28 protein-coding genes are annotated in these 26,201 nt (G+C 52.4%); all 28 read left to right on the forward strand.

Annotated features, from left to right (window positions below; all coding sequences use genetic code 11):
• The 28 genes from CVU77_03220 (at window position 1) to CVU77_03355 (ending at window position 26,195) form a co-directional block, all read left to right on the forward strand.
• Window positions 1-1,116: a coproporphyrinogen III oxidase gene (locus tag CVU77_03220; GenBank protein ID PKN01959.1), complete on the forward strand. Its 1,116-nt coding sequence runs from the start codon at window positions 1-3 to the stop codon at window positions 1,114-1,116.
• A gap of 7 nt (window positions 1,117-1,123) precedes the next feature.
• On the forward strand, window positions 1,124-2,182 hold the full coding sequence (locus tag CVU77_03225) for a hypothetical protein (protein PKN01960.1): 1,059 nt from the start codon (window positions 1,124-1,126) through the stop codon (window positions 2,180-2,182).
• A 6-nt stretch (window positions 2,183-2,188) separates the two neighbouring features.
• Entirely contained in the window at window positions 2,189-3,175 is a 987-nt protein-coding gene (locus tag CVU77_03230) for a hypothetical protein (protein ID PKN01961.1), read from the forward strand.
• 115 nt (window positions 3,176-3,290) lie between these two features.
• The gene (locus CVU77_03235; protein ID PKN01962.1) at window positions 3,291-4,715 is read left to right on the forward strand and encodes a hypothetical protein; all 1,425 of its coding nucleotides are present in this window, start codon (window positions 3,291-3,293) and stop codon (window positions 4,713-4,715) included.
• 20 nt (window positions 4,716-4,735) lie between these two features.
• Window positions 4,736-7,027: a hypothetical protein gene (locus CVU77_03240; protein PKN01963.1), complete on the forward strand. Its 2,292-nt coding sequence runs from the start codon at window positions 4,736-4,738 to the stop codon at window positions 7,025-7,027.
• Window positions 7,028-7,058: 31 nt separating this feature from the next.
• Window positions 7,059-8,015: a hypothetical protein gene (locus CVU77_03245; protein ID PKN01964.1), complete on the forward strand. Its 957-nt coding sequence runs from the start codon at window positions 7,059-7,061 to the stop codon at window positions 8,013-8,015.
• Between the two features lie 534 nt (window positions 8,016-8,549).
• Complete coding sequence (gene hrcA, locus CVU77_03250; GenBank protein ID PKN01965.1) at window positions 8,550-9,593, forward strand: heat-inducible transcription repressor HrcA; 1,044 nt, start codon at window positions 8,550-8,552, stop codon at window positions 9,591-9,593.
• Window positions 9,590-10,195, forward strand: a complete 606-nt coding sequence (gene grpE / locus CVU77_03255; GenBank protein PKN01966.1) for a nucleotide exchange factor GrpE — start codon at window positions 9,590-9,592, stop codon at window positions 10,193-10,195. Before hrcA ends, grpE begins: the two co-directional genes overlap by 4 nt.
• Before the next feature lie 53 nt (window positions 10,196-10,248).
• Window positions 10,249-12,180 carry a molecular chaperone DnaK gene (locus CVU77_03260; GenBank protein ID PKN01967.1) on the forward strand — a complete coding sequence of 644 codons (1,932 nt, stop codon included), beginning with the start codon at window positions 10,249-10,251 and terminating at the stop codon, window positions 12,178-12,180.
• Window positions 12,181-12,186: 6 nt separating this feature from the next.
• Window positions 12,187-13,278 (forward strand): molecular chaperone DnaJ, encoded by a 1,092-nt coding sequence (gene dnaJ / locus CVU77_03265; protein PKN01968.1) that lies wholly within the window; start codon window positions 12,187-12,189, stop codon window positions 13,276-13,278.
• Window positions 13,279-13,379: 101 nt separating this feature from the next.
• Entirely contained in the window at window positions 13,380-14,147 is a 768-nt protein-coding gene (locus tag CVU77_03270; GenBank protein ID PKN01969.1) for a hypothetical protein, read from the forward strand.
• On the forward strand, window positions 14,144-15,409 hold the full coding sequence (locus tag CVU77_03275; protein ID PKN01970.1) for a tRNA (N(6)-L-threonylcarbamoyladenosine(37)-C(2))-methylthiotransferase MtaB: 1,266 nt from the start codon (window positions 14,144-14,146) through the stop codon (window positions 15,407-15,409). The genes CVU77_03270 and CVU77_03275 overlap by 4 nt, the downstream gene beginning before the upstream one ends.
• Before the next feature lie 108 nt (window positions 15,410-15,517).
• Entirely contained in the window at window positions 15,518-16,267 is a 750-nt protein-coding gene (locus CVU77_03280; GenBank protein PKN02029.1) for a triose-phosphate isomerase, read from the forward strand.
• A gap of 122 nt (window positions 16,268-16,389) precedes the next feature.
• Window positions 16,390-17,016 (forward strand): propanediol utilization protein, encoded by a 627-nt coding sequence (locus tag CVU77_03285; GenBank protein PKN01971.1) that lies wholly within the window; start codon window positions 16,390-16,392, stop codon window positions 17,014-17,016.
• An 8-nt stretch (window positions 17,017-17,024) separates the two neighbouring features.
• Entirely contained in the window at window positions 17,025-17,279 is a 255-nt protein-coding gene (locus tag CVU77_03290) for a hypothetical protein (GenBank protein PKN01972.1), read from the forward strand.
• Window positions 17,280-17,302: 23 nt separating this feature from the next.
• On the forward strand, window positions 17,303-18,628 hold the full coding sequence (locus CVU77_03295; protein PKN01973.1) for a hypothetical protein: 1,326 nt from the start codon (window positions 17,303-17,305) through the stop codon (window positions 18,626-18,628).
• 308 nt (window positions 18,629-18,936) lie between these two features.
• Window positions 18,937-19,236 carry an ethanolamine utilization microcompartment protein EutM gene (locus CVU77_03300; protein ID PKN01974.1) on the forward strand — a complete coding sequence of 100 codons (300 nt, stop codon included), beginning with the start codon at window positions 18,937-18,939 and terminating at the stop codon, window positions 19,234-19,236.
• 90 nt (window positions 19,237-19,326) lie between these two features.
• Entirely contained in the window at window positions 19,327-19,644 is a 318-nt protein-coding gene (locus CVU77_03305; GenBank protein PKN01975.1) for an ethanolamine utilization protein EutN, read from the forward strand.
• Between the two features lie 122 nt (window positions 19,645-19,766).
• Window positions 19,767-21,188, forward strand: coding sequence for an aldehyde dehydrogenase EutE (locus CVU77_03310; GenBank protein ID PKN02030.1), 1,422 nt, complete (start codon window positions 19,767-19,769; stop codon window positions 21,186-21,188).
• 53 nt (window positions 21,189-21,241) lie between these two features.
• The gene (locus CVU77_03315; GenBank protein PKN01976.1) at window positions 21,242-21,526 is read left to right on the forward strand and encodes a hypothetical protein; all 285 of its coding nucleotides are present in this window, start codon (window positions 21,242-21,244) and stop codon (window positions 21,524-21,526) included.
• A complete protein-coding gene (locus tag CVU77_03320; protein PKN01977.1) occupies window positions 21,516-21,977 on the forward strand; it encodes a hypothetical protein in 462 nt (153 codons plus the stop codon). Before CVU77_03315 ends, CVU77_03320 begins: the two co-directional genes overlap by 11 nt.
• Before the next feature lie 287 nt (window positions 21,978-22,264).
• The gene (locus tag CVU77_03325) at window positions 22,265-23,080 is read left to right on the forward strand and encodes a restriction endonuclease subunit R (protein PKN01978.1); all 816 of its coding nucleotides are present in this window, start codon (window positions 22,265-22,267) and stop codon (window positions 23,078-23,080) included.
• A 1-nt stretch (window position 23,081) separates the two neighbouring features.
• Window positions 23,082-23,375 carry a nucleotidyltransferase gene (locus CVU77_03330; GenBank protein PKN01979.1) on the forward strand — a complete coding sequence of 98 codons (294 nt, stop codon included), beginning with the start codon at window positions 23,082-23,084 and terminating at the stop codon, window positions 23,373-23,375.
• Window positions 23,372-23,734, forward strand: coding sequence for a DUF86 domain-containing protein (locus CVU77_03335; protein PKN01980.1), 363 nt, complete (start codon window positions 23,372-23,374; stop codon window positions 23,732-23,734). Before CVU77_03330 ends, CVU77_03335 begins: the two co-directional genes overlap by 4 nt.
• A gap of 30 nt (window positions 23,735-23,764) precedes the next feature.
• Window positions 23,765-25,090 carry an electron transport complex protein RnfC gene (locus CVU77_03340; GenBank protein ID PKN01981.1) on the forward strand — a complete coding sequence of 442 codons (1,326 nt, stop codon included), beginning with the start codon at window positions 23,765-23,767 and terminating at the stop codon, window positions 25,088-25,090.
• Between the two features lie 18 nt (window positions 25,091-25,108).
• Complete coding sequence (locus CVU77_03345) at window positions 25,109-25,657, forward strand: propanediol utilization protein (GenBank protein PKN01982.1); 549 nt, start codon at window positions 25,109-25,111, stop codon at window positions 25,655-25,657.
• 26 nt (window positions 25,658-25,683) lie between these two features.
• Window positions 25,684-25,917 carry a hypothetical protein gene (locus CVU77_03350; protein PKN01983.1) on the forward strand — a complete coding sequence of 78 codons (234 nt, stop codon included), beginning with the start codon at window positions 25,684-25,686 and terminating at the stop codon, window positions 25,915-25,917.
• Window positions 25,902-26,195 carry a type II toxin-antitoxin system RelE/ParE family toxin gene (locus tag CVU77_03355; GenBank protein PKN01984.1) on the forward strand — a complete coding sequence of 98 codons (294 nt, stop codon included), beginning with the start codon at window positions 25,902-25,904 and terminating at the stop codon, window positions 26,193-26,195. Before CVU77_03350 ends, CVU77_03355 begins: the two co-directional genes overlap by 16 nt.
• Window positions 26,196-26,201: the final 6 nt, after the last annotated feature.

A 26,201-nucleotide genomic window follows, 5' to 3' on the forward strand; every position in this document is an offset into this window, starting at 1 on the left:
ATGGCCGGACTATATGTCCACATACCTTTCTGTCGGGCCAAGTGCCGCTATTGCGATTTCGCAAGCGCGGCAGCCGGAAGAGATTTCGCGGAAACGGAATCGCGGTATCTCGACGCTCTGGCCGCGGAGGCCGTTGCGCGTTCCGTCGGGTGGAAAGAATTCGACACGGTTTATATCGGCGGCGGCACTCCCGGCGTTTTGAGCGCGGCCGCGCTCGAACGGCTGTTCGTCTTGCTGAAAAGCAATTTTGATTTGTCCGCGGCCTCCGAGATTACCGTCGAATGCAATCCCGAAAGCGCAGATTTCGCCAAGCTCGACGTCCTGACGCGTCTTGGCGCGAACCGCCTGAGCATGGGCGCGCAATCCTTCGACGAAGAAACCCTGAAGTATCTGGGCAGGGTACATCCGGCGATGTCCGTCCGTGAATCTTTCGCGGCGGCGCGCGAGGCGGGTTTTGACAATATCGGGCTGGATCTGATTTTCGGAGCGCCTGTCGGCGGTCCGGAAACTTCGGCGATGGAAAGCCGCCTTGAAAAATGGCGTTGCGACCTTGATAATGCGGTTGCGCTGAAACCGGAGCACATTTCCGTCTACGCTCTGTCGATAGAAGACGGAACGCCGCTTGCGGCTTCAGGCGACATAATATCGGAAGACGAACAGGCCGATATGTACGCGCTCGCGCGCGAACATCTGTCCTCGGCGGGGTATGTCCACTATGAGCTGTCGAATTTTGCGCGGCCCGGCAGGGAATCGCGGCACAACCTGAATTACTGGCGTCTCGGAAGTTATCTGGGTCTGGGCGCCGCCGCCGCGAGTTTCGACGGCCGTTCGCGTTTCAAAAACACAAGCGATACCGCCGTCTACACCGACAATCCCGCCGATTCTGCGGCCGAGCGCGAAACGCTGACCGGCGGACAAATCGCCTCGGAGAAAATTTTTCTGGGATTGCGGCTGCTTAATGAAGGCGTAACATTCGGCGCGGAGGAATCCCGCCTCTACGCGGATGTCCTGAGCCGCCTCGAAGCCGACGGTTCCGTCGAGCGCCGCGGCGCCGCTTTCCGGCTGAGACCGTCGGCGTATTTTACGTCGAACGCCGTAATGAGAGAATTCGTCTGATAACTTTATGACCATCTCGGATTTTTTCGTCAACCTTCGATACGCTTTCCGTCCCCGTAAACCCATTCTGACGGCGCGCCTGGCGCAGGCCTTTATCCGCAGCAAGGTCTTCCGCCGTCCGCCGCTTCGCTATGTGGATTTTTCGATTGGCGACGCCTGCAATCTCAAATGCGCCCATTGTTTCGCCACTGCTCTTGTCGACGATAAAAGGCCCCGGATGACTCCGTCCGACTACGCCAGAGTGTCGAAAGAAAGTATGGCTCTGGGCGCCGTGAATTTCTCTTTTCAGGGCGGCGAGCCGCTCGTTATCAAAGAACTCCCCGAAATAATCGCCGCCTGTTCCCCGAATAAAAATCTGATATCGGTTACAACCAACGGAACGCTCCTCGACGAAAAAAGAATCGCGGGTCTTAAAAAATCCGGCGTGGATATATTGACGGTAAGTTTGGACAGTTCCATACCCGAAGAACACGACGAATTCCGCGGTATGAAAGGGGCCTTCCAAAAAGCGCTCGACGGGATAAAGCTCGCGCGGAAATCGGGCATCAACGTTACAATAGGAGCGGTCGTCACACACTCTACCCTGAGGAGCGAAGGCATAACCGGTTTGCTGCGTCTGGCCGACGAAATGAAGATTATACTCAACGTCATTTTTCCGGTGCCCGCCGGCCGCTGGAGCGGCGACGACGGGGGTATGCTTCTGACGAAAGAAGACCTCGAATACGTAGAATATATAACCGGACGGTCCCGCTATGTGCGCACGGATTTTCAGGCCAATCTCGGCCCGCGCGGATGCGGCGCGGCCAAAGAAATTCTCTACATAACGCCCTACGGCGACGTTCTGGCCTGTCCGTTCATACACATCGCGTTCGGGAATATTTTTGTCGACTCCGTAAAAACAATACGCGCTCGCGCATTGTCAAATCCGTATTTCGGACAATACGCGCCTGACTGCCTGGCCTCCACCGACGAGGAATTCGTGCGGAAGTATATCGTCGGAAAAACACTCAAAGCCGCCCGCCTTCCCATGAGCGCCGACGACGCGTTCGGGCGCGATAAAAAATAAACGCCTATGAAAGCTTTCGTTACCGGCGCGGGCGGATTCCTCGGAAGAAACCTGGTCGATGAACTTCTCGCGGCGGGACACGAAGTAAGAGCGCTGACGCGCGCGGGCGGCGGGCTGCCGTCGGCCGTGGAAACGATTGCGGGCGACGTGACCGACGCGGCATCGCTCGCGAAGGCCGTCGAGGGATGCGACGTATGCTATCATCTGGCGGCGCTGGTGGATTTTTCGCCGTCGAAAAGGAATGAATCTCTCGACGTCAATGTCGGCGGCACACGCAACGTGCTTTCGGCGGCTCGGTCCGCCGGAGTCAAAAAGATAGTCGTGGCAAGCAGCGCCATAACGCTGGGCTCGTCGAAAAAACCCTCCCTGATAAGAGACGAAACATTTTATCCCGACCCTTCCCAGATAAGGCAAAACCCGTATACTGAAAGCAAACTCGCCGTCGAGGAAGAATGCCGCAAGGCCTCGGATTCCGGTCAAAACGTGACGGTCGTAAATCCCACTACGGTTTACGGGCGTTACGACCGCTCGTTGAATTCAGGAGCGATTATTATGACCGTTCGCGCCGCTTCCGTAGTGCCGGCGCCGCCCGGAGGCGGTAACGTCGTCGACGCCCGCGACGTCGCGCGCGGAATGCTTTTGGCCGCCGAGAAAGGCCGCAGCGGCCGACGTTACGTGCTGGGCGCGCACAATCTTCTTTTCGCCGAGATTTTTGCCGTCATCGCCCGCGTTCTCGGTAAAAAACCGCTTTTTGTTCCGGTGCCGCGCGTCGCCCGCCTTCCCGCGGTACTGGCCGCTTCTCTCGTCGGACGACTTTCCGGGAATCGCTTTCTTACCGCGCACACCGTCGGGGATCTTTTTCGCTATAAATATTATTCATCCGCCGCCGCGCTCGCCGACCTCGGATGGATTCCGGCTTACAGTTTCCAAGAAAGCGTGCGCGACGCCCTGGCCTATTACGAGCGCGCCGGCATCACCGGCGGCAAAAAATAAAATGTCACCCTGAACCCTTCGTTTTTGTCACCCTGAGTGAAACGAAGGGTCTCAAAAGTTTTGATTAAAGGGGATTCTTCCCAAGTTTTCAACTTGGTCAGAATGACGGAATTACATGAATAAAAGAAACAAAGTGGCGTTCTACCTTCCGTACATCCCCGACGGCAACACTACGCCGCATCTGGGCCCGCTGTATCTTTCCGCGCTGCTGGCGGCCGATGGGTTCGATACGTTTGTTTTCGACGAAAGAATAGATCGCCGCGTGCTGGACGCCCTCATAGATTTTCGTCCCGACATTGTGGGTGTCAGCGCCGCCACCCCGGCGTACAAGAGGGGTTTGTCGGCCGCCGCCCGCATCAAGGCGACGTCGCCGGACACATACGTGGTTTTCGGCGGGGCGCATCCCAGCGCGCTTCCGGAGGATGTTGTGGCCGGGAAAAACGTGGACTTCGTCATTACGGGCGAGGCGGAACATTCCTTTCCCGAACTTTGCGAAAGGTTGCGCGGCCCCGACGTTTCCGCGTCCGCATTATCGGGCGTAAAAAATCTTTTCTACAAAAAATCGGGTGCAATCGTTCGTACCGATCCCGGCGCTTTTCTGGACGACGCCGAACTCGACGCGCTGCCCTTTCCGGCGTTCGACAGGATGGATATTAAAAAATATTTCGCCGATTCCCAGACACACGGATTATTCCGCAAGGGCTCAAGAGTCCTTCCGATTATGTCTTCGCGCGGGTGCCCCCACGAATGCGCGTTTTGCTGCCGGATGATGGGCCGCCGCATGAGATACCGCAGCGCGGATTCCGTTATGGCGGAAATCGAAATGCTGACCGGCAAATACGGCGCCGACGAGATATATTTCGAGGACGATAATTTTACCGCCAACCGCCCCCGCGCTCTCGACATTCTTGAGCGCCTTGCGGCGTTCAGGCCGAAGGTTCACGTAAAATTCGCCAACGGTATCCGCGCCGATTTCGTCGACGCCGAAATCCTCTCGGCCATGAAGCGAGCCGGCGTCTACTCGGCGTCCTTCGGGATAGAATCCGGTTCGCCGGCTACCCTTGTCAAAATGAAAAAGAATCTGGATCTGGACAAAGCCCGGAAAAACGTTGAGTTGGCCAAGTCGATGGGATTTTACGTGGGCAGCAATTGTATAATAGGATACCCCGGCGAGACGCCGGCCGACGCGCGGGAGTCGCTGGATTTTTTTCTCGGGCTGAATCTCGACAGTATGGCCATAGTCAATCTGGTGCCTTTTCCGGGAACCGAGGCGCGCAGGTTGTGCGAAGAAAAAGGGTACCTCAGCCCCGCCGCCGCCGACTGGGACAATTATTATTTTGCCATCGACAGGCCGATACCTCTTATCAATACTCCCGAGTTGCCGGCCGATGAAATAGAAAAATTGATTCACAGGGCGTATAAAAAAATGTACCTGAGGCCGTCGTGGCTGCTCAAAAGCGCCTTGCGGCTGCGTCCGTCGGAGATTTTGCGCGGCGCGTCGGTTATGATGCGTCACATACTGAGTGGAAAAAACTCATAGAAAACTTTCGCGTATAAAAAATGGGTAAACGAAAAAGAGAAAAACAATCCGCGCCCCGGCCGTCAGTGTTCAGGGCGCCTGTATCCGTGGCCGCCGTGGTTTTTGTGGTATCGGCCGCGCTCATACTCAAACGGTATTTCGCCGCGTTTCCGTCGCCTTTTACGGCCGCCAAACTTTTTGCCGGCGTGGATTTCAACGCTCCAGCCGCCAAAATATTTTCGCATTTTGCGGCGATTTTGCGCGCCTTGGCGGTTTTTGCGGCGGCGTTCGGGGCGGGTTCGGCTTTCTTGAAAATTTTCCGGCTGGAAATGTCCCGTCAGGAAAAAACGGTTTTTTCATTATCGACGGGACTGGGACTTGTCGCGCTGTCCGTTTTTGTCCTTGGACACACGGGGCTGCTTAAAGTCGTCCCTATGGCTATGGCCGGGATTGTCTTTTGGGCATTGGCGGTTTTTGAGATACGTTCCGCGATTAAGTCCGGCCATCCGGAGCCGAATCAGGCCGTGACGGGGAAAAAAGAAAAAATAGGTCTCGCCGGATACGGCGCGCTTGCCGTGCTGGCCGTGGCGGCTTTCGTAAATATCGTCGGCGCCCTCACGCCGGAGACGTTCTATGATTCGCAGCAGTATCAGCTGGGGCTGCCCGCGCAGTGGCTGCTCGGCTCCTCGATAAAATCCGATGTCTACACGCCTTCGTCCTTTTTCCCGATGAATGTCAACATGCTGTTTACCGCGGCGATGGCCTTCGGCGACGACGTGGCGGCAAAAATGGTTCATTATTTCTGCGGTATTCTGGCCGCGTACGCCGTATTCGTTTTCTGCCGCAGACGATGGTCCGTCGGCGCCGGCATTTTTGCCGCGCTGATTTTCTACGCCAACCCCGCGACTATGACGGTTTCCTGGAAGACGGCCGTGGAAATGGGCCTGGCTGTTTTTGCGTTCGCGTCATTTTTCGCGGCTATGAAATATTACGACACATCCCGCCGCGCGTGGCTGGCTCTGGCCGGTGTTTTGTGCGGGTTTGCCGTCGGAGGAAAATATACGGGACTGGTTTTCGCCTGGTTTCCCGCCGTCGTGATGATATTCTTCCGCGCGGCCTCGAAAGAAACCTCTTTGAAGTCCGCCGCCCTTGACGCGCTTTTCTTTTCGGCATTAGCCGGTCTCGCGTCCGCTCCGTGGCTTTTAAGAAACGCCATCCTGACCGGCAATCCCGTATTTCCGTTTTTCTGGACGCATATCGGATTTACCAAGCTTCGCGCCGCCGGACAGTTTCTTGACCCTAACTGGCCGCCTTTCACATTCGTAAACTACTTTCTTTTTCTGTGGCCGCTCACGATGAATCTGTTGCATCCCGAGGGTTATCCCGGCGCCGTTTTTCTGACGTTGCTGCCTCTGATATTTTTTGTGCGTTCCGACGACAAACATAAGGCGCTTGCCTCGTGGATTTATCTTGCCGCGGCAATCATATCATGGGCCGCCACGGGTAAATTTTATCTTCGATATTTTCTGCCGTCGCTGCCGGTGGCCGCGGTCATCTTCGCGCACTATCTTTCGCTCGCCGGAAAATCATCCGCGGTCGGAAAACTCGCCGCCGCTCTTGTCATTTATCTTTCCGCCGCGAATATAGTTTTCGCGGCCCGCATATTGCGCGAGACGCAGGACCCCGCGCGTTATGTATTTTCCGACATCTCAAAAGGGGATTATCTGAGCACTCAAAGAATGAGTTACCCCGCGCCTTACTACCCGGCCGCGGAGTGGATAAATAATAATTTGCCCGCGGACGCGGGTATTATTTTTATGGGCGAGACGCGCGGATTATTCACCGAAAGAAAGCATAAAACCTCCAGCGCTCCCGATTTTTGGTGGTATCTTGAAATTCTGGGCGATTCGCGCAATGCCGCCGAGTACCGGCTTGCCCTGAAAAATGCCGGTATGACGCACATTCTGTTCAACTGGCCGGAAGCGCGTCGGCTCCTGGGTTACGACGTTTTTTATTTCGACGAGAGGACGCTTGAAATATTTGATGATTTTTGGCGCGCGCACGTGCGCGAGATACACTCATCCGCCGCCGATATTTACGCGCCGGAATACGGCATAACGTCTATGAAGCGTCAGCAGCCCGAATGGTGGGCGCGCCACGCGGCGAATCCGCTCAACCGGATTTACGTTTACGCCATTCTCGACGGCGCCGCCGCCGCCGCGCTGCCGGCGCCTCCCAATCCCGCGCTGGCAAAAGAACTTTATCCCGACACACGCTGGTCGGTAATATCCAAAAAAGCCGAGGCATTGCTCGACCGCAGCAGGAGGCGATGACAAGGCGCCCCTCCGCGGCGCCCGACGAACTATGAAATATCTTAAAATACTCGCGGGACTTTTGATAAGCGCCGCGTTTCTTTGGCTGGCTTTTCGCAACATACACATCGGCGAAGTCATAAAGGAGGCGCTGGGCGCGAACATTCTTCTTATAATATCGGCGCTGGCGGTGTCGCTGGCCGGATTCTCTTTGAGGTGTCTCAGGTGGAAGATTATAGGGCGCCAGAAATACTCCGCGGTTCCGTGGAAAGTATTTTTCAAGGCGACCAATATGGGACTTATGCTCAACACATTCGTTCCGATGCGCGGCGGAGACCTTTTTCAGGCGTATGTCCTTGGTAAAAACGCGGGCGTGTCCAAAAGTTATGCCTTATCGACGGTGATTATCGAGCGACTCACGGATCTGCTGCCTCCGGTGATAATAATAGTGGTCAGTTCCGTTTTTATAGCGTTGCCGGCCATGATAACGCTTCCCAGGATATTTCTTCTGGTTTTGGCGGGTTTTCTTTTTCTGACGATGTTAGCGCTTTTCGGCCGGCGCATCGTAAAAATTTTCGGCACTTTCCTTGCCGCTCACCACAGCGCCAAGATTCAGTCATTGATGGACAATTTTCTCTCGGGGCTTGAACTTATCAAGGACCCGCTTATCCTGGCAAAAGTGTCGGGCCTTACGGTACTTTTCTGGACGTTGTCGTGCATCCACACTTTTTTGGTGCTGGAATCGCTGGGAATACATCTGCCGTTTTTTGCGGCGTTCACAGTTACGGCTGTTACCGTCATAAGTGTGGCCATACCATCTTCTCCGGGTTACGTGGGAATATGGGAATTTTTTGCCATGATGGGTCTGGGGATATTCGGCGTAACCGGTTCCAAGGCCGCGGGATTTGCCGTTGTTTTCCATTTCCTGTCGCTCTTGCCCACGACAGTTTTGGGGTTGTATTATCTTCTCGGGGACATAGGCTCGTACAGGGCGGCGTCCAAAGAATAAAATCTTTCCCGCTTTGCCAAAATATATTTTGAGACCGTTGAAAACCTCCGTAATTTGTCATTGCGTGGCACCGCCGTTTTGGTAGGGACAGGTCGCGACCTGTCCCTACTTCGTCACGGAGTTTACCCCGCACTCCGATGCGGGGTTCCTCGCAATGACGGCCAAGGGGACTTTTTCAATAATCTCATCTTGACAATTCCGGCTTCGTTTTGCTACAATATTAGCACTCAAAGGGCTTGACTGCTAACTAATTGCTCCTGAAAAAGTCATAAAAATGTCACCCTGAACCCTTCGCTTTTGTCACCCTGAGTGAAACGAAGGGTCTCGCTTTGGCTCAGGGCATGCTCTGTGAAGGGTCTATCTTGTTGTCGGAAAACGAGATTCTTCGCGGAGTTTATCCTGAGGCATTATGAGATTCTTCGCTACGCTCAGAATGACGTCGCCGAAGGACCCAGAATGACAAAATGTATAGTTTTTCAGGAGCAGCTAACTAATCCGGCGTGTTCCGCCGGATAGGCGCGGTCGTGAATTTTAATGAGAAAGGCAGACGTAGTAAAAACTAAAAACAGAAAAAACAAAATACTCCACGCCGCTGTGCATCATTACATAAAGACCGGCGCGCCCGCGAGTTCCAAGGTATTGGTCGGAGATTACGGCGTGGATTGTTCCTCGGCCACCGTCAGAAATATCCTTGCGGAATTGGAGGAAGACGGTTATCTGGCGCAGCCGCACACTTCGGCGGGCCGCGTGCCTACGGATAAAGGTTACCGCGCGTATGTGGATATGCTCGAAGGCGCGCGGCGTGTCGCGCTCGACGAGGCCTCAAGATTAAGAAAGGCGTACGACAACAGAGCGGCGGAACTCGAGGAAGTCATAGTAAACACTTCGCGGGTGCTTACTTCGCTGTCTCATTATTCCGGATTCGTGTCGTTGCCCGCCAAAGACAGGACGCGCATAAAGGACGTGGAGCTTATAACGGTTCCCGGGGGCAAGACGCTTTTTGTTTTTGTGACGGATACGGGACTTGTGAGACACCGCCTTTTCGGTTTTGAAATTTCGCGCGCGGCGGCGGGCTACATAAACGCTTATCTGCGCGAGCGGCTGGTCGGCGGCACGCTTGACGACGCTCAGAGCGCCGTATCCAATATTCAGGGCGATTTGGCCGGCAGTCCGGCGGACTTTCGGGATATAGGCCGTCTTCTGTCGTCGGCTTTTGATTATCAGGAGAATCTTCACATAGAGGGTGTGGCCAATATAATGGCTTTGCCCGAGTTCAGGGATTTGAACATCGCCGATTTTCTGGGCGAGTCCTCGCTCGAAGCGGGACACCGCCCCGGACCTCTTGCCCGTGTCATACGTGATAATATGACCGCGCTCGACGTGAAAGTCATAATCGGCGCGGAGACCCGCTGCAAGGGTTTTGAGTGCGCCAGCGCGGTTATAAGGTCGTATAGCCGCGATGAGCGCCCCGTCGGAGTGCTGGGTATTCTCGGGCCGAAGCGGATGGAATATTCAAAGATGATGTCCATAGTGGACAACGTATCAAAAATGCTTGAAAAGGCGCTTAAAGATATATGACGAAAAAAGAAAACGAATCCGTGGATTGCAAGAAAACCGTTCCGGAACCGGTCTCCGGAAGCGATGCGCCGGCCGCTTCGCCGGTCGATCCAAATAAGGCCGCGACTCAGGGCGGCGCGGATTATTACGAGCAGTTATTGCGGCTGCGCGCGGATTTTGAAAATTATCGCAAACGTGTCGAACGCGAAAAAGCCGCCCAGCGGGCTTGGGCTAAGGAGGAGATACTTGTTAAGCAGATATCTCTTCTTGACATAATGACGCAGGCGCTTACGGCCGCGAAAAACACCCGCGATATCGAGGGTGTGCTTGTTGGTCTTGAGATGATAATAAAGGAGTTTGAAAAGATGCTCGCCGAGGAGGGTGTTACGGCGGTTGCCGCCGACGGCAGTTTTAATCCGGCGGTTCACGAGGCCGTAGAGACGCTGGAAGATGCGTCGTTGCCCGACGGCGGCATAAAAGAAGTTATGAGCAAAGGTTATATGATGGGCGAGCGGCTTATCCGTCCCGCCCGCGTAAAAATTGTAAAAAATAAAACACAGGATAAAGAAATCCCCCTGAATCCCCCTTTTGCAAAGGGGGAAAAAGACGAATCTGTTCTATAGCACTCACCCCTCTTTTTGAAAGAGGGGTCGGGGGAGATTTAATAGGAGGCAGTATGTCAAGAATAATAGGTATAGATCTGGGAACTTCAAACTCCGCCGCTTCGGCGATGGAGGGCGGCAAGGCGGTTATAATTCCGTCGGCCGAAGGCACATCTATTGGCGGCAAGGCGTTTCCGTCCTACGTGGCGTTGACCAAAGACGGTCAGGTGCTTATAGGCGAGCCGGCCCGCCGTCAGGCGGTGTCGAATCCCGAGGGAACTTTTACGGCGTTCAAGAGAAAAATGGGCACGGACTTCAAATATAAGGCGCACGGCAAGGATTTCACGCCGCAGCAGTTGTCGGCCTTTATACTTCAAAAAATAAAGTCCGACGCCGAGGCGTTTCTGGGTCAGAAAATCGATAAAGCGGTCATTACGGTGCCCGCTTATTTCAACGACAATCAGCGTCAGGCGACCAAAGACGCCGGAACCATCGCGGGACTTGAAGTTGTCCGTTTGGTTAACGAGCCGACGGCGGCATCGCTTTCCTACGGAATCGACAAGGCCGGCGCCGACCAGATAATTCTGGTGTTCGATTTGGGCGGCGGAACGCTCGACGTCACGATAATGGAAATGAGCAAGGACGGCACTTTCAATGTTCTTGCCACTTCGGGAGACACCCAGTTGGGCGGAACCGATATGGACAACGCGCTGATAGACCATATCGCCGGAGAGTTCAAGAAAGAAAGCGGCATAGATTTAAGAAACGACAAAATGGCGATGCAGCGTCTCAAAGAAGCCGCCGAGAAAGCCAAAATAGAGCTTTCAAACATTCTTGAGACCGACATCAACCTGCCGTTTATTACGGCCGACGCTTCGGGACCTAAGCATTTGACGATGAAAATATCCCGCGCAATTTTAGAGAAGCTCGTGCATCCCATAGTCGCGCGCTGCGCCGCTTCGATAGCGGGCGCGATAGAGGATGCCAAGGGAGCTCCCGGCTCGCACGTGAAATCCGTTTCGGACATAAGCCGCATAATTCTTGTGGGCGGACCCACGAGAATGCCGATGGTGCAGAAATTTGTGGAGGAACAGGCCGGTAAAAAAGTCGAACGCGGCGTAGATCCAATGGAGTGCGTCGCAATGGGCGCGGCCATTCAGGGCGCGGTTCTTACGGGCGACGTCAAGGATATTCTTCTTCTGGACGTTACGCCTCTTACCCTGGGCATAGAAACCCTGGGCGGAGTGCGCACGCCTCTTATAGAGCGAAACACGACCGTTCCCGTAAAAAAGTCGGAGACGTTTTCGACCGCGGCCGATTCGCAGATGTCCGTGGAAGTTCACGTGCTTCAGGGAGAGCGTCCTATGGCCTCCGACAATGTTTCGCTCGGCAGATTTATGCTCGACGGAATACCGCCGGCTCCGCGCGGGGCTCCTCAGATAGAAGTGACGTTCGACATAGACGCATCGGGCATACTCCACGTAACGGCCAAGGACAAAGGCACGGGCAAAGAACAGTCGATAAAAATCGAGGCGTCGTCCAAGCTTTCCAAGGACGAAGTCGAAAAATACGTCAAGGAAGCGTCTCAGTATTCCGACGCCGACAAAAAGAAAAAAGAGGAAATCGAGGCCAAGAACGAACTCGACACTGTGATATACGGCACGGAAAAGGCGCTCAAGGATCACGGCGACAAACTTTCGCAGGACGAGCGGCTGGGTATCGAGCGCGCCGTGTCGGAGGCGAAGGAATCCGCGAAACTTTCGGATGTCGAAAAGATCAAAAAAGCCAAGGACGCTCTCGTCAAAGAATCGTACAAAATCGCCGAAATCGCCTATAAGCAGTCGCAGGCCAAAGGCGGCGCGGCGGGACAGGGCGGGCCTTCGGCCGCGGGCGGCGCGGAAGGCGCCGCGCCAGGCGGCGAGGGCAATAATAACAGCAACAACAATAATGTCGTGGACGCTGAAATCGTCGACGAGGACAAGGGCGGCGGCCCGGAATCCAAATAACGGCCGATGCCCAAGGACCTCTACGAAATTCTCGGCGTAAAAAAGACCGCTTCGCTTGACGAGATAAAGCAGGCCTACCGGTCTCTGGCCATAAAGTTTCATCCGGACAAAAATCCGGGAGACAAGAGCGCCGAGGAAAAGTTCAAGGAAATCAACGCGGCGTACGAGGTTCTGGCCGACGCTAAAAAGCGAGACCTCTACGACAGGATGGGGCCCGCCGCGTTTACCGGCGGCGGAGCAGCCGGCCAGGGCGGCGGCTATGCCCGCTACGCCGATGGCGTTGACTTCGGCGATATTTCCGATTTGTTCGGTGATGTCTTTGACATTTTTGGCGCGCAGGCCGCCGGCGGCCGGTCGTTCCGCTATAAACGGCAACGTGCCGAACGCGGCGTAGACATCCGCATCGGCATAGAACTTGCCCTGCGCGACGCGCTGTCCGCCGTCGAGAAACACCTCGAAGTTCCGCGCATGGAACCCTGCGCCGCGTGCCGCGGCACGGGCGCCAAAGGAGGCGCGGCGCCGCGCACCTGCCGCGATTGCGGAGGCCGAGGACAAGTCGTATCAAGCAGAGGATTTTTTACATACGCCTCGCCTTGCCCCGAATGCGGCGGCAAAGGCACGGTTATCGACGAGCCGTGTACTTCGTGCCGCGGCACGGGACTTGAGCGAAGATTGCACAAAATCACCGTAAAAGTTCCCGCCGGAGTGGCCGACGGCACCGTGCTTAAAATCGCCGGCTCCGGCGAAGTTTCGTCGGCCGGATACCCGGGCGACCTCTACATAAGCATTCGCCTTCGCAAAGATCCGCAGTTTGACCGGCAGGGCGACGACGTTATTTTTGAAACCCACCTTCACTACCACCAGTTCGTCTTCGGGGCCGACATAGAAGTGCCCACTTTGGAAGGCACGGCCACCGTCAAGGTTCCGCCGTCGACGACTCCGGGGACTATTCTTAAACTCAAAGACCACGGCATACCGCATCTGGGACGACGGGGCCGCGGCGACCAACTCGTCAAATTGAAACTCAAAATGCCCCAAAATATGAGCGAACGCCAGAAGCTTTATCTGAGACAATACGCGCAGTCGCTGGCGGAATAATTTTTTGGTTTGATCCCCCCTTGAAAAGGGGGGATACAGGGGGATTTGATAAATCTCCCCCGACCCCTCTTTTTTAAAGAGGGGCATTGTGGTACAACATCATGCCGCATTTTTATTGTCACCCCGAAAACATTACAAACCAAAAAGAATTCAAACTCTCACCCGAAGAATCCCGCCACGCCGCCAAAGTCCTGCGTAAAATTGAGGGCGACGAAATTTCCCTGTTCGACGGCAAAGGCAATTCGTTCCGCGGGAAAATAACATCGACCGCCGGAGTTGTCTCAGGCGTGATCGTTTCCTCCGCCGATGATAAATCCCCGTCGAGCCGCCCCCCTGTCAAACTGTGCTTTTATCAGGCCGTTCCAAAAAAATACAAGTTTGAAGATATAATCGACAAGCTTTCACAACTCGGCGTGTCAAAAATCATACCCGTCATCACCGAACGCACCATAGTCAGATTGTCCGCCGACGACGCCTCCCGCAAACTCGTCCGATGGCGCGCCGCCGCTCTGGCCGCCTCAAAGCAGTGCGGCCGCCCCGACATCCCCGAAGTTCTTCCGCCCGCCCAATTCGCGGACGCTCTTTCAGCCGCCGCAGCGTCGGGTTTCCCCGCGATAATCGCATGGGAGGCGGAAAAGCAAAACGCCAAAAAGACCATACGCGAAGTTTTATCGCCTTCGCCCGCCGGCCTCAATATATTCATCGGCCCCGAGGGCGGTTTTTCCGTCCGCGAAATCGAACTCGCTTTCGCCATCCTGGCCTCGGCAAAAACCATAGGTCTCGGCCCGAGAATCTTAAGGGCCGACACCGCCGCGGAGGCCGTCGCGGCAATCCTCGGCTACGAAATCTCCGTCGACGACCCTCGATGAAAATTCATTTCTACACCTTCGGCTGCAAAGTAAATCAGTACGACACCCAGTCGCTGAAAGATAAACTCGAAGCCGAAGGCCACACTTCTTCCGAGACCATCGCCGATGCCGACGCCGTGATAATCAACTCCTGCACCGTCACCGCCGAAGCCGACAGACAGTGCCGACAAATCGTGCGCAGAATGCTCAGGGAATCCGGCAGCGCCCGGATAATAATAAATGGCTGTTACTCCCGTCGAGCCCGCGAAGAACTCACGGAAATATTCAAGGATGCCCCGCGCGTTCGCGTTGCGTCGTCCTCCGGCGAAATACTCGAAATGCTTCGCCCGCAATATAAAAAACCCGGCGTCCCGTCGGGCGACGTCAAACCTTACCTGCCCGAATTTTCGGCCGCGCCCCTCAAAAACTTCCTTGAAAAATCCAGGGCGTACGTTAAAATTCAGGACGGCTGCGACCAATTCTGCTCATACTGCATCGTGCCGACCGTCCGCCCCGCGCTGTCGAGCCGTCCCTCGCGCGAAGTCCTTGCCGAAATCAGTTCTCTGACGGCAAACGGATACCCCGAAATCGTGCTGTGCGGCGTGCGTCTCGGCCGCTACGCTCCCGCCGCCGGATACACGCTCGAAAATCTCATCGCCGAACTTCTGTCGTTGCGCGACGATTTCCGCATCCGGCTCTCGTCGATAGAAATAAACGAAATAACCCCCGGCCTTATCCGCCTGATGAAAGAAAAACCCTTGAGAATTTGTCCACATCTGCATATCCCGCTTCAATCCGGCTCCGACGCCGTACTGAAGAAAATGAACCGGCCGTACACGGCAGCCGAGTACGAAAATAAAATTTCCTCGATAAAAAAAGAATTTTCCGATGCCGGCGTTACGCTTACCATTACCACCGACGTTATCGTCGGCTTTCCTTCCGAGTCCGACGAGGATTTCAAATCCACCCGTTCGCTGTGCGAAAGAGTCGAGTTTTCCAAACTTCACATCTTCCCTTATTCGGAGCGCCCCGGCACCGCCGCCTCAAAGATGACCCTCCGGCGCGACGCCGCATATCTGCGCGCTCTCGACACGCGAAAAAAAAATCTATTTGAGCTGACCGCCCGCCTCGAAAAAACGGCCCGCGCCGCCTCGGAACGCGAGGCGCACAGAGCCATCGCGCTGGGCCGCGGCTGGGTGCTCACCGAGGACTATCAGTATTACAAAACGGACACTCCCGCGCCCGACGGCATTTTCGATTTTGAACCGCCCCGCATTCCTTGACTGAAACGGATGAATTTGCTATCATAAAAACATTCGCGTGTGGCCAAATTGGCCGCAATTTTACCGCTCGCCTTTTTTGAAATAAATGATAAGGAGCAGTCCCTCAAAATGAGAAGACCCATAATAGCCGGTAACTGGAAGATGTACAAGTCGCTCGCCGAAGCCCTCGATCTCGTCGAAAATCTTAAATTATCCTGCTCGTCCGTCGCCGACAGAGACGTTGTGGTATGCCCGCCGTTTACGGCTCTTGCCATAGTGTCTCAGTCGATAAAAAAGTCGGCGCTCAAACTGGGCGCGCAGAATCTTCACTGGGAAAAAGAGGGAGCATACACCGGAGAGGTTTCGGCCAAAATGATAGTCGACGCCGGCTGCTATTATGTCATCATAGGACATTCCGAGAGAAGACAGTATTTCGGCGAAACCGACGATACCGTCAATAAAAGAACGAAAGCGGCTCTTGCCGCCGGCCTTATCCCTATTGTTTGCGTGGGCGAAACGCTTGCCGAGCGCGAATCGAATCGCGCGTTCGAGGTCATAGAACGCCAGATGAAAGGCGGCCTCGCGGGTCTTTCCGTCGAAGATTCTCAAAAAATCGTGGCGGCTTACGAACCCGTCTGGGCAATAGGCACCGGCAAAACCGCCACTCCGGAACAGGCGCAGGAAATCCACGCCTTCATCCGCGAAAAATATTCCGCGCTTTACGGCGGCTCGGCGGCGTCGGGTTTAAGAATTCTCTACGGCGGTTCCGTCAAGCCCGATAACGCGGCAAACCTTATGAGACAGGCCGATATCGACGGCGCGCTCGTCGGCGGCGCGGCTCTTAAAGCCGACGATTTCGCCAAAATAGTAAAATACTGACGCGTCGTTGTTTTTTTTGAAGTCATTCTGAACGAAGTGAAGAATCTTCTTCCGCATACAAAACAGGGATTCTTCGCCCCAATGGACATCGGGGCTCAGAATGACACTTGGCGGAGGAATACATGGAAGAAAAACTTGTCAACGAAATAACGATGTCGCTGGCTCTGCGTCAGAAGCGCGAAAAGAAACCCGTCGTAGCCAACGTTTCCAACCGGCACATGCACATCTGCCGCGAGGATTTGGATAAATTGTTCGGCGCCGGATACGAACTTAAAATAAAAAATAAACTTATGCAGCCGGGCGAATTTGCCTCGGAAGATACTCTTAAAATCACCGGACCCAAGGGTTCCATCGACAAGGTCAGGGTGCTCGGCCCCGTCAGAAAAGCCACTCAGATAGAAATATCGATAACTGATTCTTTTATTCTCGGAATAAAAGCTCCGGTAAGGCAGTCCGGCGATGTCAAAGGTTCCGCGGGCATAAAAATAACAGGCCCCAAGGGCGACATAGAAATAAAAGAAGGCGTCATCGCCGCCAAAAGGCATGTGCATATGACACCCGCCGACGCCGCTTATTTTGAAATCAAAGACGGCGATATATTGAGAGTTAAAACCCTCGGCGAGCGCGCTGTGATTTTTGAAAATATGGTCGCCAGAGTGTCGGATAAAATGGCTCTGGAATGTCATATCGACACGGACGAAGCCAACGCCGCCGGACTTAAAAACGGCGATATGGCGGTAATTTTGTAGAAAAAACAATGCTTAAAAAAGCCATAGTCGTTATTCTGCTTGCCGGTCTGACTTGCGCGCTGCATTCCGAGCCCGTCGGCAAAACGAACCAGGATGTGGGAAAAATTGCCGAGCCGATTCTCGACAATATTCTGAACGCGCAAGGAATGACTAAAGTTTTGTGGAAAGGCAGATACGATAAAACCGAAGAAGACGTTCTCATAACGGTCGTCATAACAAAGCGAAAGAATAAAAATCTTGTTACCGGCCTGTGGTTTCAGTGAATAATTTTGTAGGGGGGAATAAAATGAACATCCGTGCGGCCATTGTATTTTCGTCGATAATTATAGTGGCGGTCAACCATTGTTTTGGCGCCGTTTCGCCGACTTCGCAGGGGAGAATCAAATTCGACGTTGACATATATGACGACGCCGGCATAGACACGATAAGCAGCATAATAACCTTAAACAACATCAAAGCTTCCGAGATAGAGCCCTTCATTCGAGCCCGATTGTCGCGCTACGGCGCAGTTCAGGTCAACGACGCTTTGAATATGATTATCGTTACCGACAAAGAGCCAAAAGTAAATGACCTGTCCGAACTCGTCCGGAAACTTGACGTAAGCGGACTGAAAGAATTTTTGAGATTGGAAACCGAGACGATACCGCTGAAGCACACCGACCCGACGGACGTAATACCGCTCGTCCAGTCGCAACTGTCCACCGAGGGAAAAATATCCGCCGACGTTTTGCATAATGCCATAATAATAACCGATGTAAAAAGCAAAATCGACTTTGCGAAAAGCATAATAGCCAGATTGGACACGAAAATCCCGCAGGCGCTCATAGAGGCGAAGATTATAGAGGTAAGCGGTGACTACATAAGCAAGCTCGGACTGGACTGGGATGCTGTTCTTTCGGCGGTCGGCGGTTATGGATATATCGGCGGTGATTTGTATTTTGGCAAAGAGGTCAGAGAACAACTGACCCAGGATCAGTCGGGATCGTCGGGTTATGAAAATAGATATAAATATACAACGGAATATCCTCAAACATTCGTGAGGGCATATTACAACGTCGGCGTTAATTTCAGAACTTTTTTTGAATTCGTGAACTTCCTCGTCAATGAAAACCACGCCAAAATCATATCGTCTCCGCGGATTGTGGTGAAGAACAGCAAAAGCGGCAGGGTTTACACCGGCGATGCGGTTCCATATACCGAGCAAGGAGATACTTACGAAAGGCGGGCGGGAACGGGAATAACTTTGAACATTACGCCGAAAATCCGTTCTGGCGGACTGATAAACCTCGATGTCTACGCGAGTGTCGGCGATATAACCGGCTGGGGCGCAAAAGGCGCGCCGATAATTAACGAGAAGACCGCCCAGTCCAACATCGACGTCAAAGACACTCAGACATTCGTGATGGGAGGACTTGAACGGACTACTTATGTTGACTCGGTAAAAGGCGTTCCGCTGCTGAAAGACATACCCATCATCAAATATCTTTTCTCGAAGAAAACAAAAACCAAAATCAGCAGACATATCCTTGTTTTTATCACGACGACTATCTTAAAAGACGGCGAAGAAATCTTCAAGAAAGACATCGAAAAATTACAAAAGACCGGCGACTGATACACAAAGCCGGCGAACAAACTGTTCGAAAACTTAAATGTGCGGACAAAATATCTATGAACGCGCGAATTAGTTTCGTCGACCAAAGAATCCCTTCCGACAAAACGGAACCGACCGCGAAAGATATTTTCCGTGCGGCCGGACAGATAGTGTTCAATTACTATAAACTGGTTCTGAAAAAAGATATTCGGCGCATCAAAATAAATTATTCCGTCACTTTTACGAAATGACAAACGAGCATTACACCTGAACAAAAAGTTGCGCAAGTTCGGGGTTATTTCGCTGTATATATCCAAGGAGGATGTACTATGGAAGCGCTGGGAATGATTGAGACAAAAGGTCTTATCGCGTTAATCGAAGCGGCCGACGCGGCCGTCAAAGCGGCCAACGTAAAACTCGTGGGCTGGGAAAAAATCGGTTCCGGTTTTGTAACAGTTCTTTTCCGCGGAGAAGTTGCGGCCTGCAAAGCGGCCTGCGACGCCGGCGCCGCATCCGCCCAGAAAGTCGGAGAACTCGTAGCCGTGCACGTGATACCGCAGCCCGCCTTCGACTTGGAAGGCAAGATGCCGATATCGCTGCCCGAAACGCTCAACAGAGCAAAAAAGTAAGCAGAATTAAGTAGCGGGCGAATTGCTATTCGCCAAATTTGTGGGATGGCAATCCCACCGCTACACTTAATCCTATTAATCGGAGAGAAAATGCTATTCGCAAGAGTTATAGGCAACGTCGTTTGCACTCGCAAGGACGAAAAGCTCGTCGGCACCAAGCTTCTTCTGGTGCAGCCTCTCGATACTCCCGCCGCGCCGGGCGCCGAGGATAAGCCCAAGGGCAATCCTATGGTGGCCATAGACGCGGTGGGCGCCGGCGAGGGGGAGTTCGTGCTGATAGTCCAGGGATCAAGCGCCCGCCAGACCAAGCGCACCGAGGGCAATCCCGTCGACTGCACCATTATGGCCATAGTCGATTTCGTCGAGAAAGATGGCACGGTTGTCTTTAAAAAAAGCGCGGACAAATAGAGGCAGGCAGCAGGTAATAGGCAGTAGGGTGTAGCGGGCGAATTGCTATTCGCCGTATTTTGTGGGATAGCAATCCCACCGCTACTATTGCCTATCTCCTGTTCCCTTATTTACTTATGGAAATAAACGAAAAAGATATTCAGTCGCTTGTCTCGGAAGTCATCCGCCGGATGAGTGTTTCTTCGGTGTCGCCGTCCGAGTTATCGTCGGGGGGGTCGGGCGGGCCGATATGCGCTTCGCTCGACGAGGCCGTCGCGCTGTCGGCAAAAGCCCAGGGTGTTTTCGCCCGTCAGGGTCTCGCGCAGAGAGAAAAAGTCATCGCCGCTATGCGCGAAGTTTCTCTCGGTAACGCCGAGAAATGGGCTAAGATGGCCGTTGAAGAAACTTCAATGGGCAGGTGGGAAGATAAAGTAAAAAAGAACGTTCTCGCGGCGACGAAAACCCCCGGCGTCGAAGACATCAAACCCGAGGCATTCACCGGCGACCACGGTCTGACACTCGTGGAAAAAGCGCCGTTCGGCATTATAGCCGCCGTGACTCCGTCGACCAATCCCGCCGCCACGATTATAAACAACGCGATCTCGATTATTGCGGCGGGCAACTCGGTAATATTCGCGCCGCATCCCGCTTCAAAAAAAGTCGTTCACGATTCGATAAAAGTCATAAACGACGCCATAGTCGAGGCCGGTTCTCCGTCGGGACTTATAACCACCGTGAATCCTCCGTCGGTGGAGTTCACCAAGGCGCTTCTGAATCACCCTGAGGTCAAAGTCAATCTTGTCACGGGCGGCCCGGCGATAGTTAAAGTCGCCATGGGCGCGGGCAAAAAAACCATTGCCGCCGGTCCGGGAAATCCTCCCGTGGTCGTGGACGAAACCGCCGATTTGGCGCGTGCCGCGGATTCTATAATTACCGGTGCGTCCTTCGACAACGGAGTGCTTTGCACCGCCGAGAAAGAGACGATAGTCGTTTCTTCCGTCGCCGAAACTTTCTTAAAACACATGCGCTCGGACGCGCGCGCGTACGAACTCACCGTCGAGCAGATGGACGCTCTTGCTAAAGTTGTAATCAAAAAAGTCGGCGGACACGGCTGCGAAGGCGAAATGAACCGCGATTACGTCGGCAGGAACGCCCCCGTGATAGCCCGTGCGATAGGGCTTAACGTTCCCGATTCCGCGAGGCTTTTGTGGGGCGTGGTGCCCAACGACCATCCCTTCGTCTGGACGGAACAACTGATGCCCGTTATGCCCGTCACCGTCGTAGCGGACGTCGCCGCCGCCATAAAACTCGCCGTCGAGGCCGAAGACCACAGCCATCACACTTTCGCCATGCATTCCCTCAACGTGGCAAACCTCACGGAGATGGCCCGCGCCTCTCAGGGCTCGATTTTCGTAAAGAACGGCCCGACTTTTATGGGCCTTGGAATGGGCGAAGGATATGCCACACTCTCGATAGCCACTCCGACGGGCGACGGCCTCACAAAGGCGTCGAACTTCACGCGGCCGCTTCGCTGCGTGCTGGTTGATTATTTCAGGATAGTGTAAATATAGATTGTAGCGTTCCGACGTTACGTCGGGGCGAAATAAGTCATTAAACAATGGACAAAAAAGTATTTGAAACCGAGCTCGAGAAAATCATTGAAATCAGCAAAGAATATGGCGCTGAAAAGATAATTCTTTTTGGTTCCTGCCTTAAAGATATTAAGACAGCTAATGATATTGATATCGCCGTCGCCGGAGTTAAACCCGAGAAATTTTTTGAGATGTATGGCAAAATATTAGGTGAAATATTTACTGATATGGATTTAATCCCGCTGGAATATGCGCGGGAGCATTTTTCAAAACGTATTTTTGAGCAAGGAAAATTGTTATATGCCAAATAATTTTAAGAAACTTAAAGAAGACATATTAGATGAAATAAATCTGCTCGACCAGACGTTGAATGCTTTATCTGATTTCAAAGGAAAAATAGTTTTGAAAGATGCGAATACCGACCAAAAAGCGGTTACGGGGACATACTTAATGAATTTTTATACAGGCGTGGAAAATATTATTAAACGCGTGAGTAAGGAATATTATCAGACCTTGCCAAAAGGAGCCAGTTGGCATAAAGAACTTCTTGATTTGTCTTTCGATCCACCTAAAAATAAAATACCAATCTTTACCCGCGAGATAGTTAATAGATTAAATCCATACAGAGGGTTCAAGCATTTATTTGTGAGCGGCTATGGATTCAAATTAGAAATGGAATTGATGCTCTCATTAATAAACAACGTTGATAATTTATGGTTAGATATAAAAAAAGCAGTTACAGAATTTTCGGGAAAGTTGTAGTTTCGTTTAAGATGTGTTTTGGTTGATTATTTCAGGATAGTGTAGCCCGCTGTTATGAAAAAATGAACTGGTGACAAATTGGCACCGGTTCTAACCGCTGAAGCATTCCTCTACTTTGCTGTACGCTTTTACTGATCGGAAATCAGGGAAATATTTGAAGTGATGTGTCAACTGATGATTGTTCACGACGAGCCGAAAAGAAAAAAAGTAGGGTTTTTGAGTTAGGTTCTGTTGTGCTGCGGCGCTGGCGGATTATTTCAGGATCGTGTAGATTTTATTAGGGGAGGATGGATATGGATAGACAGATTGTTAAAGGTATCCGAAAATATATATCGGTTTTTCAGGAAGCAAAAGACAAAGACATTAATGAAGCCGACACGGTAACACGTATAATTAAATTTTTAGAAGAGGTCCTGGGGTATGATGTTCTCAGGGATGTTACAAAAGAATTTCAAATTAAGGAAAGATACGTTGATTTGGCGGTAAAAATCGACGAGAAAGTAAAATATTATATCGAGGTTAAATCGGCAAACACCAAACTGAAAGAATCGCACATATATCAGGCGGAAAGTTACGCTTCTCAAAGCGGAGTGCCGTGGGTGTTGTTGACGAATGGGGCTGAGTGGGAGTTATATCATTTAGTATTCGACAAAACAGGCATTGACCATTTCTTGGTTTATTCCATTGACTTAATAAACGGCGATGTGGAACAAAATTCTGAAAAGATACGCTATCTTTCACGCGAAGCAGTTCGAAAAGACGAGTTAAATGATTTTTGGGACAAACATATTACTTTAAGCGGAGAATCAATCATAAAAGCATTATTTCATGAAGATTCCCTGGGAACAATCAGACGGGAATTAAGAAGGGTTTCCGATATTTTGGTGGATGAAGACGAGTTGCTGTGGGGCATAAGAAAACTTCTCAGCCCGGAAGTTCTCTCACAGTATAGTGAGATTATAAAAATCAGAAGAAAGCGAAAAATCAGGACGACAAAAGAATCTGATACGGAAAACGGCGATGAAAACAAGCCGGATGCGACATCCGTTGTAAGTGTTTCCGATGTAGCGCAAAGCCCGTCTAATGAAAACAACGAACAATAGTATGAAAACCCTACCCGCAACAAAAATAATTCTCAAAGAGCATAAACCGGTTCTGAAAAAGGAATTCAACGTCAAAGAAATCGGTGTTTTCGGTTCCTTTGTCAGAAACGAAAATAATAAAAAAAGCGATATTGATATTTTGGTGGATTTCTCCCGCCCCGTCGGTCTGTTTAAGTTTATGGATTTGGAAGAATATCTTTCAAAGATTCTTTTCGGAAGGATAGACTTGGTCTCCAAGGGGGCTTTGAAAGGCCATATCGGAGAGCGGATACTTAAAGAAGTCGTCTATATATGAAAAGGGACTATCGCGATTATATCGCCGATATATTGGATTCGATAAAAGACATAAAAGTGTTCGTTAACGGTCTTAAATATACCGAGTTTATCCGCGATAAAAAAACCATCAACGCCGTCGTCAGAAGTATCGAAATTATTGGCGAGGCATCCAAGAAGATACCGGCGGCGTTGAGAGTAAAATATCCGTCGGTGCCATGGAAGAAGATGGCCGGCATGAGGGATAAACTTATACACGAATATTTCGGAGTAGATACCCGCATTTTGTGGGAAGTGGCGACAAAAGAGATTTACACGATTGAAACCCCGATGAAAAGTATTTTGATGGACTTGAATAGGAATAATAAGAAAAAGCGGTAAAGCGGCGTCGTCGTGTTTGCTTGAATAAATATGGACATAATCGAATCAGTAAAATCTGCGGGTGTGGTCGGGGCGGGCGGGGCGGGGTTTCCCACGCACGCTAAGCTTGCCGTGCCTCCGTCGGTAAAAATAGACACGGTGATAGCCAACGGCGCCGAGTGCGAGCCGCTTTTGCGCATTGACCAGCAAATGGCCGCACTGCGGGCAGACAAACTTGTGCGCGGTGTCGAACTTGCTATGCAGGCGACGGGCGCCGCAAAAGGCGTTATCGCCTTAAAGAAAAAATATCACGCCGCGATTGACGCCGTCGAAGCCGAGATAAAAAAAACGTCCCGCGGCAATATATCGGTCTTTCAACTCGACAATTTTTATCCCGCCGGCGACGAGTTCGTAACCGTATATGAAGTGACCCGCCGCATAATCCCCGAAGGCGGACTGCCTCTTGCCGTGGGCTGCGTGGTGGATAATGTCGTAACGCTGATAAACATCGCCGCCGCCGTGGACGAAAATAAACCCGTAACCGAGCGGCCGCTTACCGTCACGGGAGCCGTCAAAAATCCCGTTTCGGTGATACTGCCCGTCGGAACGCCTGTGGCGAAAGCCATCGAACTTGCCGGGGGGGCCGACACAGGCGGCGGGCCTTATGTGATTTTCGACGGCGGACCGATGATGGGCTCCATCGTCGGGGCGGATGCCGTCATAACCAAAAAAACCTCCGGCATAATGCTTCTGCCTTCGACGCATGAAATCGTGACGCAGAAGACCAACCGCCACGCCGTAAAGCAGATTAAATCGGCCTGCGAACAGTGCCAGGACTGCACGGAAATCTGCCCCCGATATCTTCTTGGACATAATTTTGAGTGCCACAAAATACAGCGCGGCGTGCAGGCCGGCAAATCGGACGCTCTTACGCAGGCATTTATGTGCTGCGAGTGCGGTCTCTGCGACTGGGTCTGTCCGGTGAAACTCACTCCCCGACGGACGAACCAGCTTATAAAAAGAGAACTCGCCGCATCGGGCGTCAAAAGTCCTCACAACAAAAAACCGGACGCGGTGCGCGAAATGCGCGAGTACCGCCGCGTGGCTCTGTCCCGCGTCATCGCCAGAAATGATTTGATCAAATACGACCGTCCCGCGCCGCTCAACGACGCGGCTTTCAAAATAAACGAAGTCACAATACCGCTGCGGCAGAACGTCGGCGCGGCTCCCGAAGCGGTCGTTAAGACCGGTGCCGTCATAAAACAGGGCGATTTGATAGCCCGCATCCCCGACGGAAAACTTTCGGCCAACCTGCACGCTTCGATATCGGGCCGGGCGGCGGAAGTCACGGGCGAATACATAAAAATAGTCGCCTAAACCCTGAGGCCAAAACTTATGCAACCTTCAATCGGACTAATCGAAACAAACTCGATAGCAAAAGGCATCGAGGCATCCGACGCAATGATGAAAACCTCCGGAGTGGAACTCGTGGACGCTTACGCCATCTGCCCGGGAAAATATCTCGTTCTTATCACCGGAACGCTTTCCGACGTCCAATCGTCCATGAAAGCCGGCGCGGAAATGTCGTCCGGAACACTCATCGACCAAATGCTCATACCCAACGTCAGCGCCAAAATAGTGCCCGCCATTCTCGGCACGTCGGATGTCGACGATCTTGAAGCCGTTGGGGTGCTTGAAACATTTACCGTCGCGTCGTGCATACTTGCCGCCGACGCGGCCGCCAAAGCCGCAAGCGTGGAACTCATCGAAATACGTCTGGCGAAAGGACTCGGAGGCAAATCTTTCTTCACAATGACGGGCGAAGTCGGCGCCGTGCGCTCCGCGATGAACGCCGCCGTCAAAGAAATCAAGGACGAGGGCGTTATCGTGCAGAAGGTCGTGATACCTAAGGCGCACAAAGAATTAAAAAGGACTCTGCTGTAAAATGTTGCGATAAACCGCGGCATGGTTTGGGGATAACGGACAAAAAAGATTTACGGAGTGAAAGTTTAATGGCTACCAAGACCAAGTACCAGGTTATCCGTATGATAGAGGACTTGCCGGAGAAAGTATCGGTAGACGGTATTGTCGCCGAGTTATTTTTCAGATTACAGGTTGACGCGGGTTTAAAAGAACTCGACGAAGGCAGAGGTGTGTCGCATAAATCCGTAGAAAAACGTATATCCAAATGGTTGAAAAAATAATATGGGCGCCGCGTGCAGCAAAGCAGTTTGAGGAAATATGCGAATATATCGCACGGGATTCCGATTATTATGCGGTGCTTTTTGCAGGGAGGATAAACGCCATTATAAAAAACGTACCACTGTATCCCATGTCCGGCAGGGTTGTCCCTGAATATAAAGACAAAAACTTACGGGAAAAGATATATCAAAATTACAGAATTGTTTACCGGTTGAAGAAGGGTATGGTGGAAATCGTGGCTATAGTCCACGGAGCAAGACAATTTAAGGATTTGTGGTGATACAAA

This window comes from Elusimicrobia bacterium HGW-Elusimicrobia-1 (genome assembly GCA_002841695.1).
In the GTDB taxonomy this organism is placed as follows: Bacteria; Elusimicrobiota; Endomicrobiia; order PHAN01; family PHAN01; genus PHAN01.

Coding starts and splice junctions, on each gene's coding strand:
- CVU77_03220 (PKN01959.1), top strand. CDS start 1: ATGGCCGGACTATATGTCCACATACCTTTCTGTCGGGCCAAGTGCCGC.
- CVU77_03225 (PKN01960.1), top strand. CDS start 1,124: ATGACCATCTCGGATTTTTTCGTCAACCTTCGATACGCTTTCCGTCCC.
- CVU77_03230 (PKN01961.1), top strand. CDS start 2,189: ATGAAAGCTTTCGTTACCGGCGCGGGCGGATTCCTCGGAAGAAACCTG.
- CVU77_03235 (PKN01962.1), top strand. CDS start 3,291: ATGAATAAAAGAAACAAAGTGGCGTTCTACCTTCCGTACATCCCCGAC.
- CVU77_03240 (PKN01963.1), top strand. CDS start 4,736: ATGGGTAAACGAAAAAGAGAAAAACAATCCGCGCCCCGGCCGTCAGTG.
- CVU77_03245 (PKN01964.1), top strand. CDS start 7,059: ATGAAATATCTTAAAATACTCGCGGGACTTTTGATAAGCGCCGCGTTT.
- hrcA (PKN01965.1), top strand. CDS start 8,550: ATGAGAAAGGCAGACGTAGTAAAAACTAAAAACAGAAAAAACAAAATA.
- grpE (PKN01966.1), top strand. CDS start 9,590: ATGACGAAAAAAGAAAACGAATCCGTGGATTGCAAGAAAACCGTTCCG.
- CVU77_03260 (PKN01967.1), top strand. CDS start 10,249: ATGTCAAGAATAATAGGTATAGATCTGGGAACTTCAAACTCCGCCGCT.
- dnaJ (PKN01968.1), top strand. CDS start 12,187: ATGCCCAAGGACCTCTACGAAATTCTCGGCGTAAAAAAGACCGCTTCG.
- CVU77_03270 (PKN01969.1), top strand. CDS start 13,380: ATGCCGCATTTTTATTGTCACCCCGAAAACATTACAAACCAAAAAGAA.
- CVU77_03275 (PKN01970.1), top strand. CDS start 14,144: ATGAAAATTCATTTCTACACCTTCGGCTGCAAAGTAAATCAGTACGAC.
- CVU77_03280 (PKN02029.1), top strand. CDS start 15,518: ATGAGAAGACCCATAATAGCCGGTAACTGGAAGATGTACAAGTCGCTC.
- CVU77_03285 (PKN01971.1), top strand. CDS start 16,390: ATGGAAGAAAAACTTGTCAACGAAATAACGATGTCGCTGGCTCTGCGT.
- CVU77_03290 (PKN01972.1), top strand. CDS start 17,025: ATGCTTAAAAAAGCCATAGTCGTTATTCTGCTTGCCGGTCTGACTTGC.
- CVU77_03295 (PKN01973.1), top strand. CDS start 17,303: ATGAACATCCGTGCGGCCATTGTATTTTCGTCGATAATTATAGTGGCG.
- CVU77_03300 (PKN01974.1), top strand. CDS start 18,937: ATGGAAGCGCTGGGAATGATTGAGACAAAAGGTCTTATCGCGTTAATC.
- CVU77_03305 (PKN01975.1), top strand. CDS start 19,327: ATGCTATTCGCAAGAGTTATAGGCAACGTCGTTTGCACTCGCAAGGAC.
- CVU77_03315 (PKN01976.1), top strand. CDS start 21,242: ATGGACAAAAAAGTATTTGAAACCGAGCTCGAGAAAATCATTGAAATC.
- CVU77_03320 (PKN01977.1), top strand. CDS start 21,516: ATGCCAAATAATTTTAAGAAACTTAAAGAAGACATATTAGATGAAATA.
- CVU77_03325 (PKN01978.1), top strand. CDS start 22,265: ATGGATATGGATAGACAGATTGTTAAAGGTATCCGAAAATATATATCG.
- CVU77_03330 (PKN01979.1), top strand. CDS start 23,082: ATGAAAACCCTACCCGCAACAAAAATAATTCTCAAAGAGCATAAACCG.
- CVU77_03335 (PKN01980.1), top strand. CDS start 23,372: ATGAAAAGGGACTATCGCGATTATATCGCCGATATATTGGATTCGATA.
- CVU77_03340 (PKN01981.1), top strand. CDS start 23,765: ATGGACATAATCGAATCAGTAAAATCTGCGGGTGTGGTCGGGGCGGGC.
- CVU77_03345 (PKN01982.1), top strand. CDS start 25,109: ATGCAACCTTCAATCGGACTAATCGAAACAAACTCGATAGCAAAAGGC.
- CVU77_03355 (PKN01984.1), top strand. CDS start 25,902: ATGGTTGAAAAAATAATATGGGCGCCGCGTGCAGCAAAGCAGTTTGAG.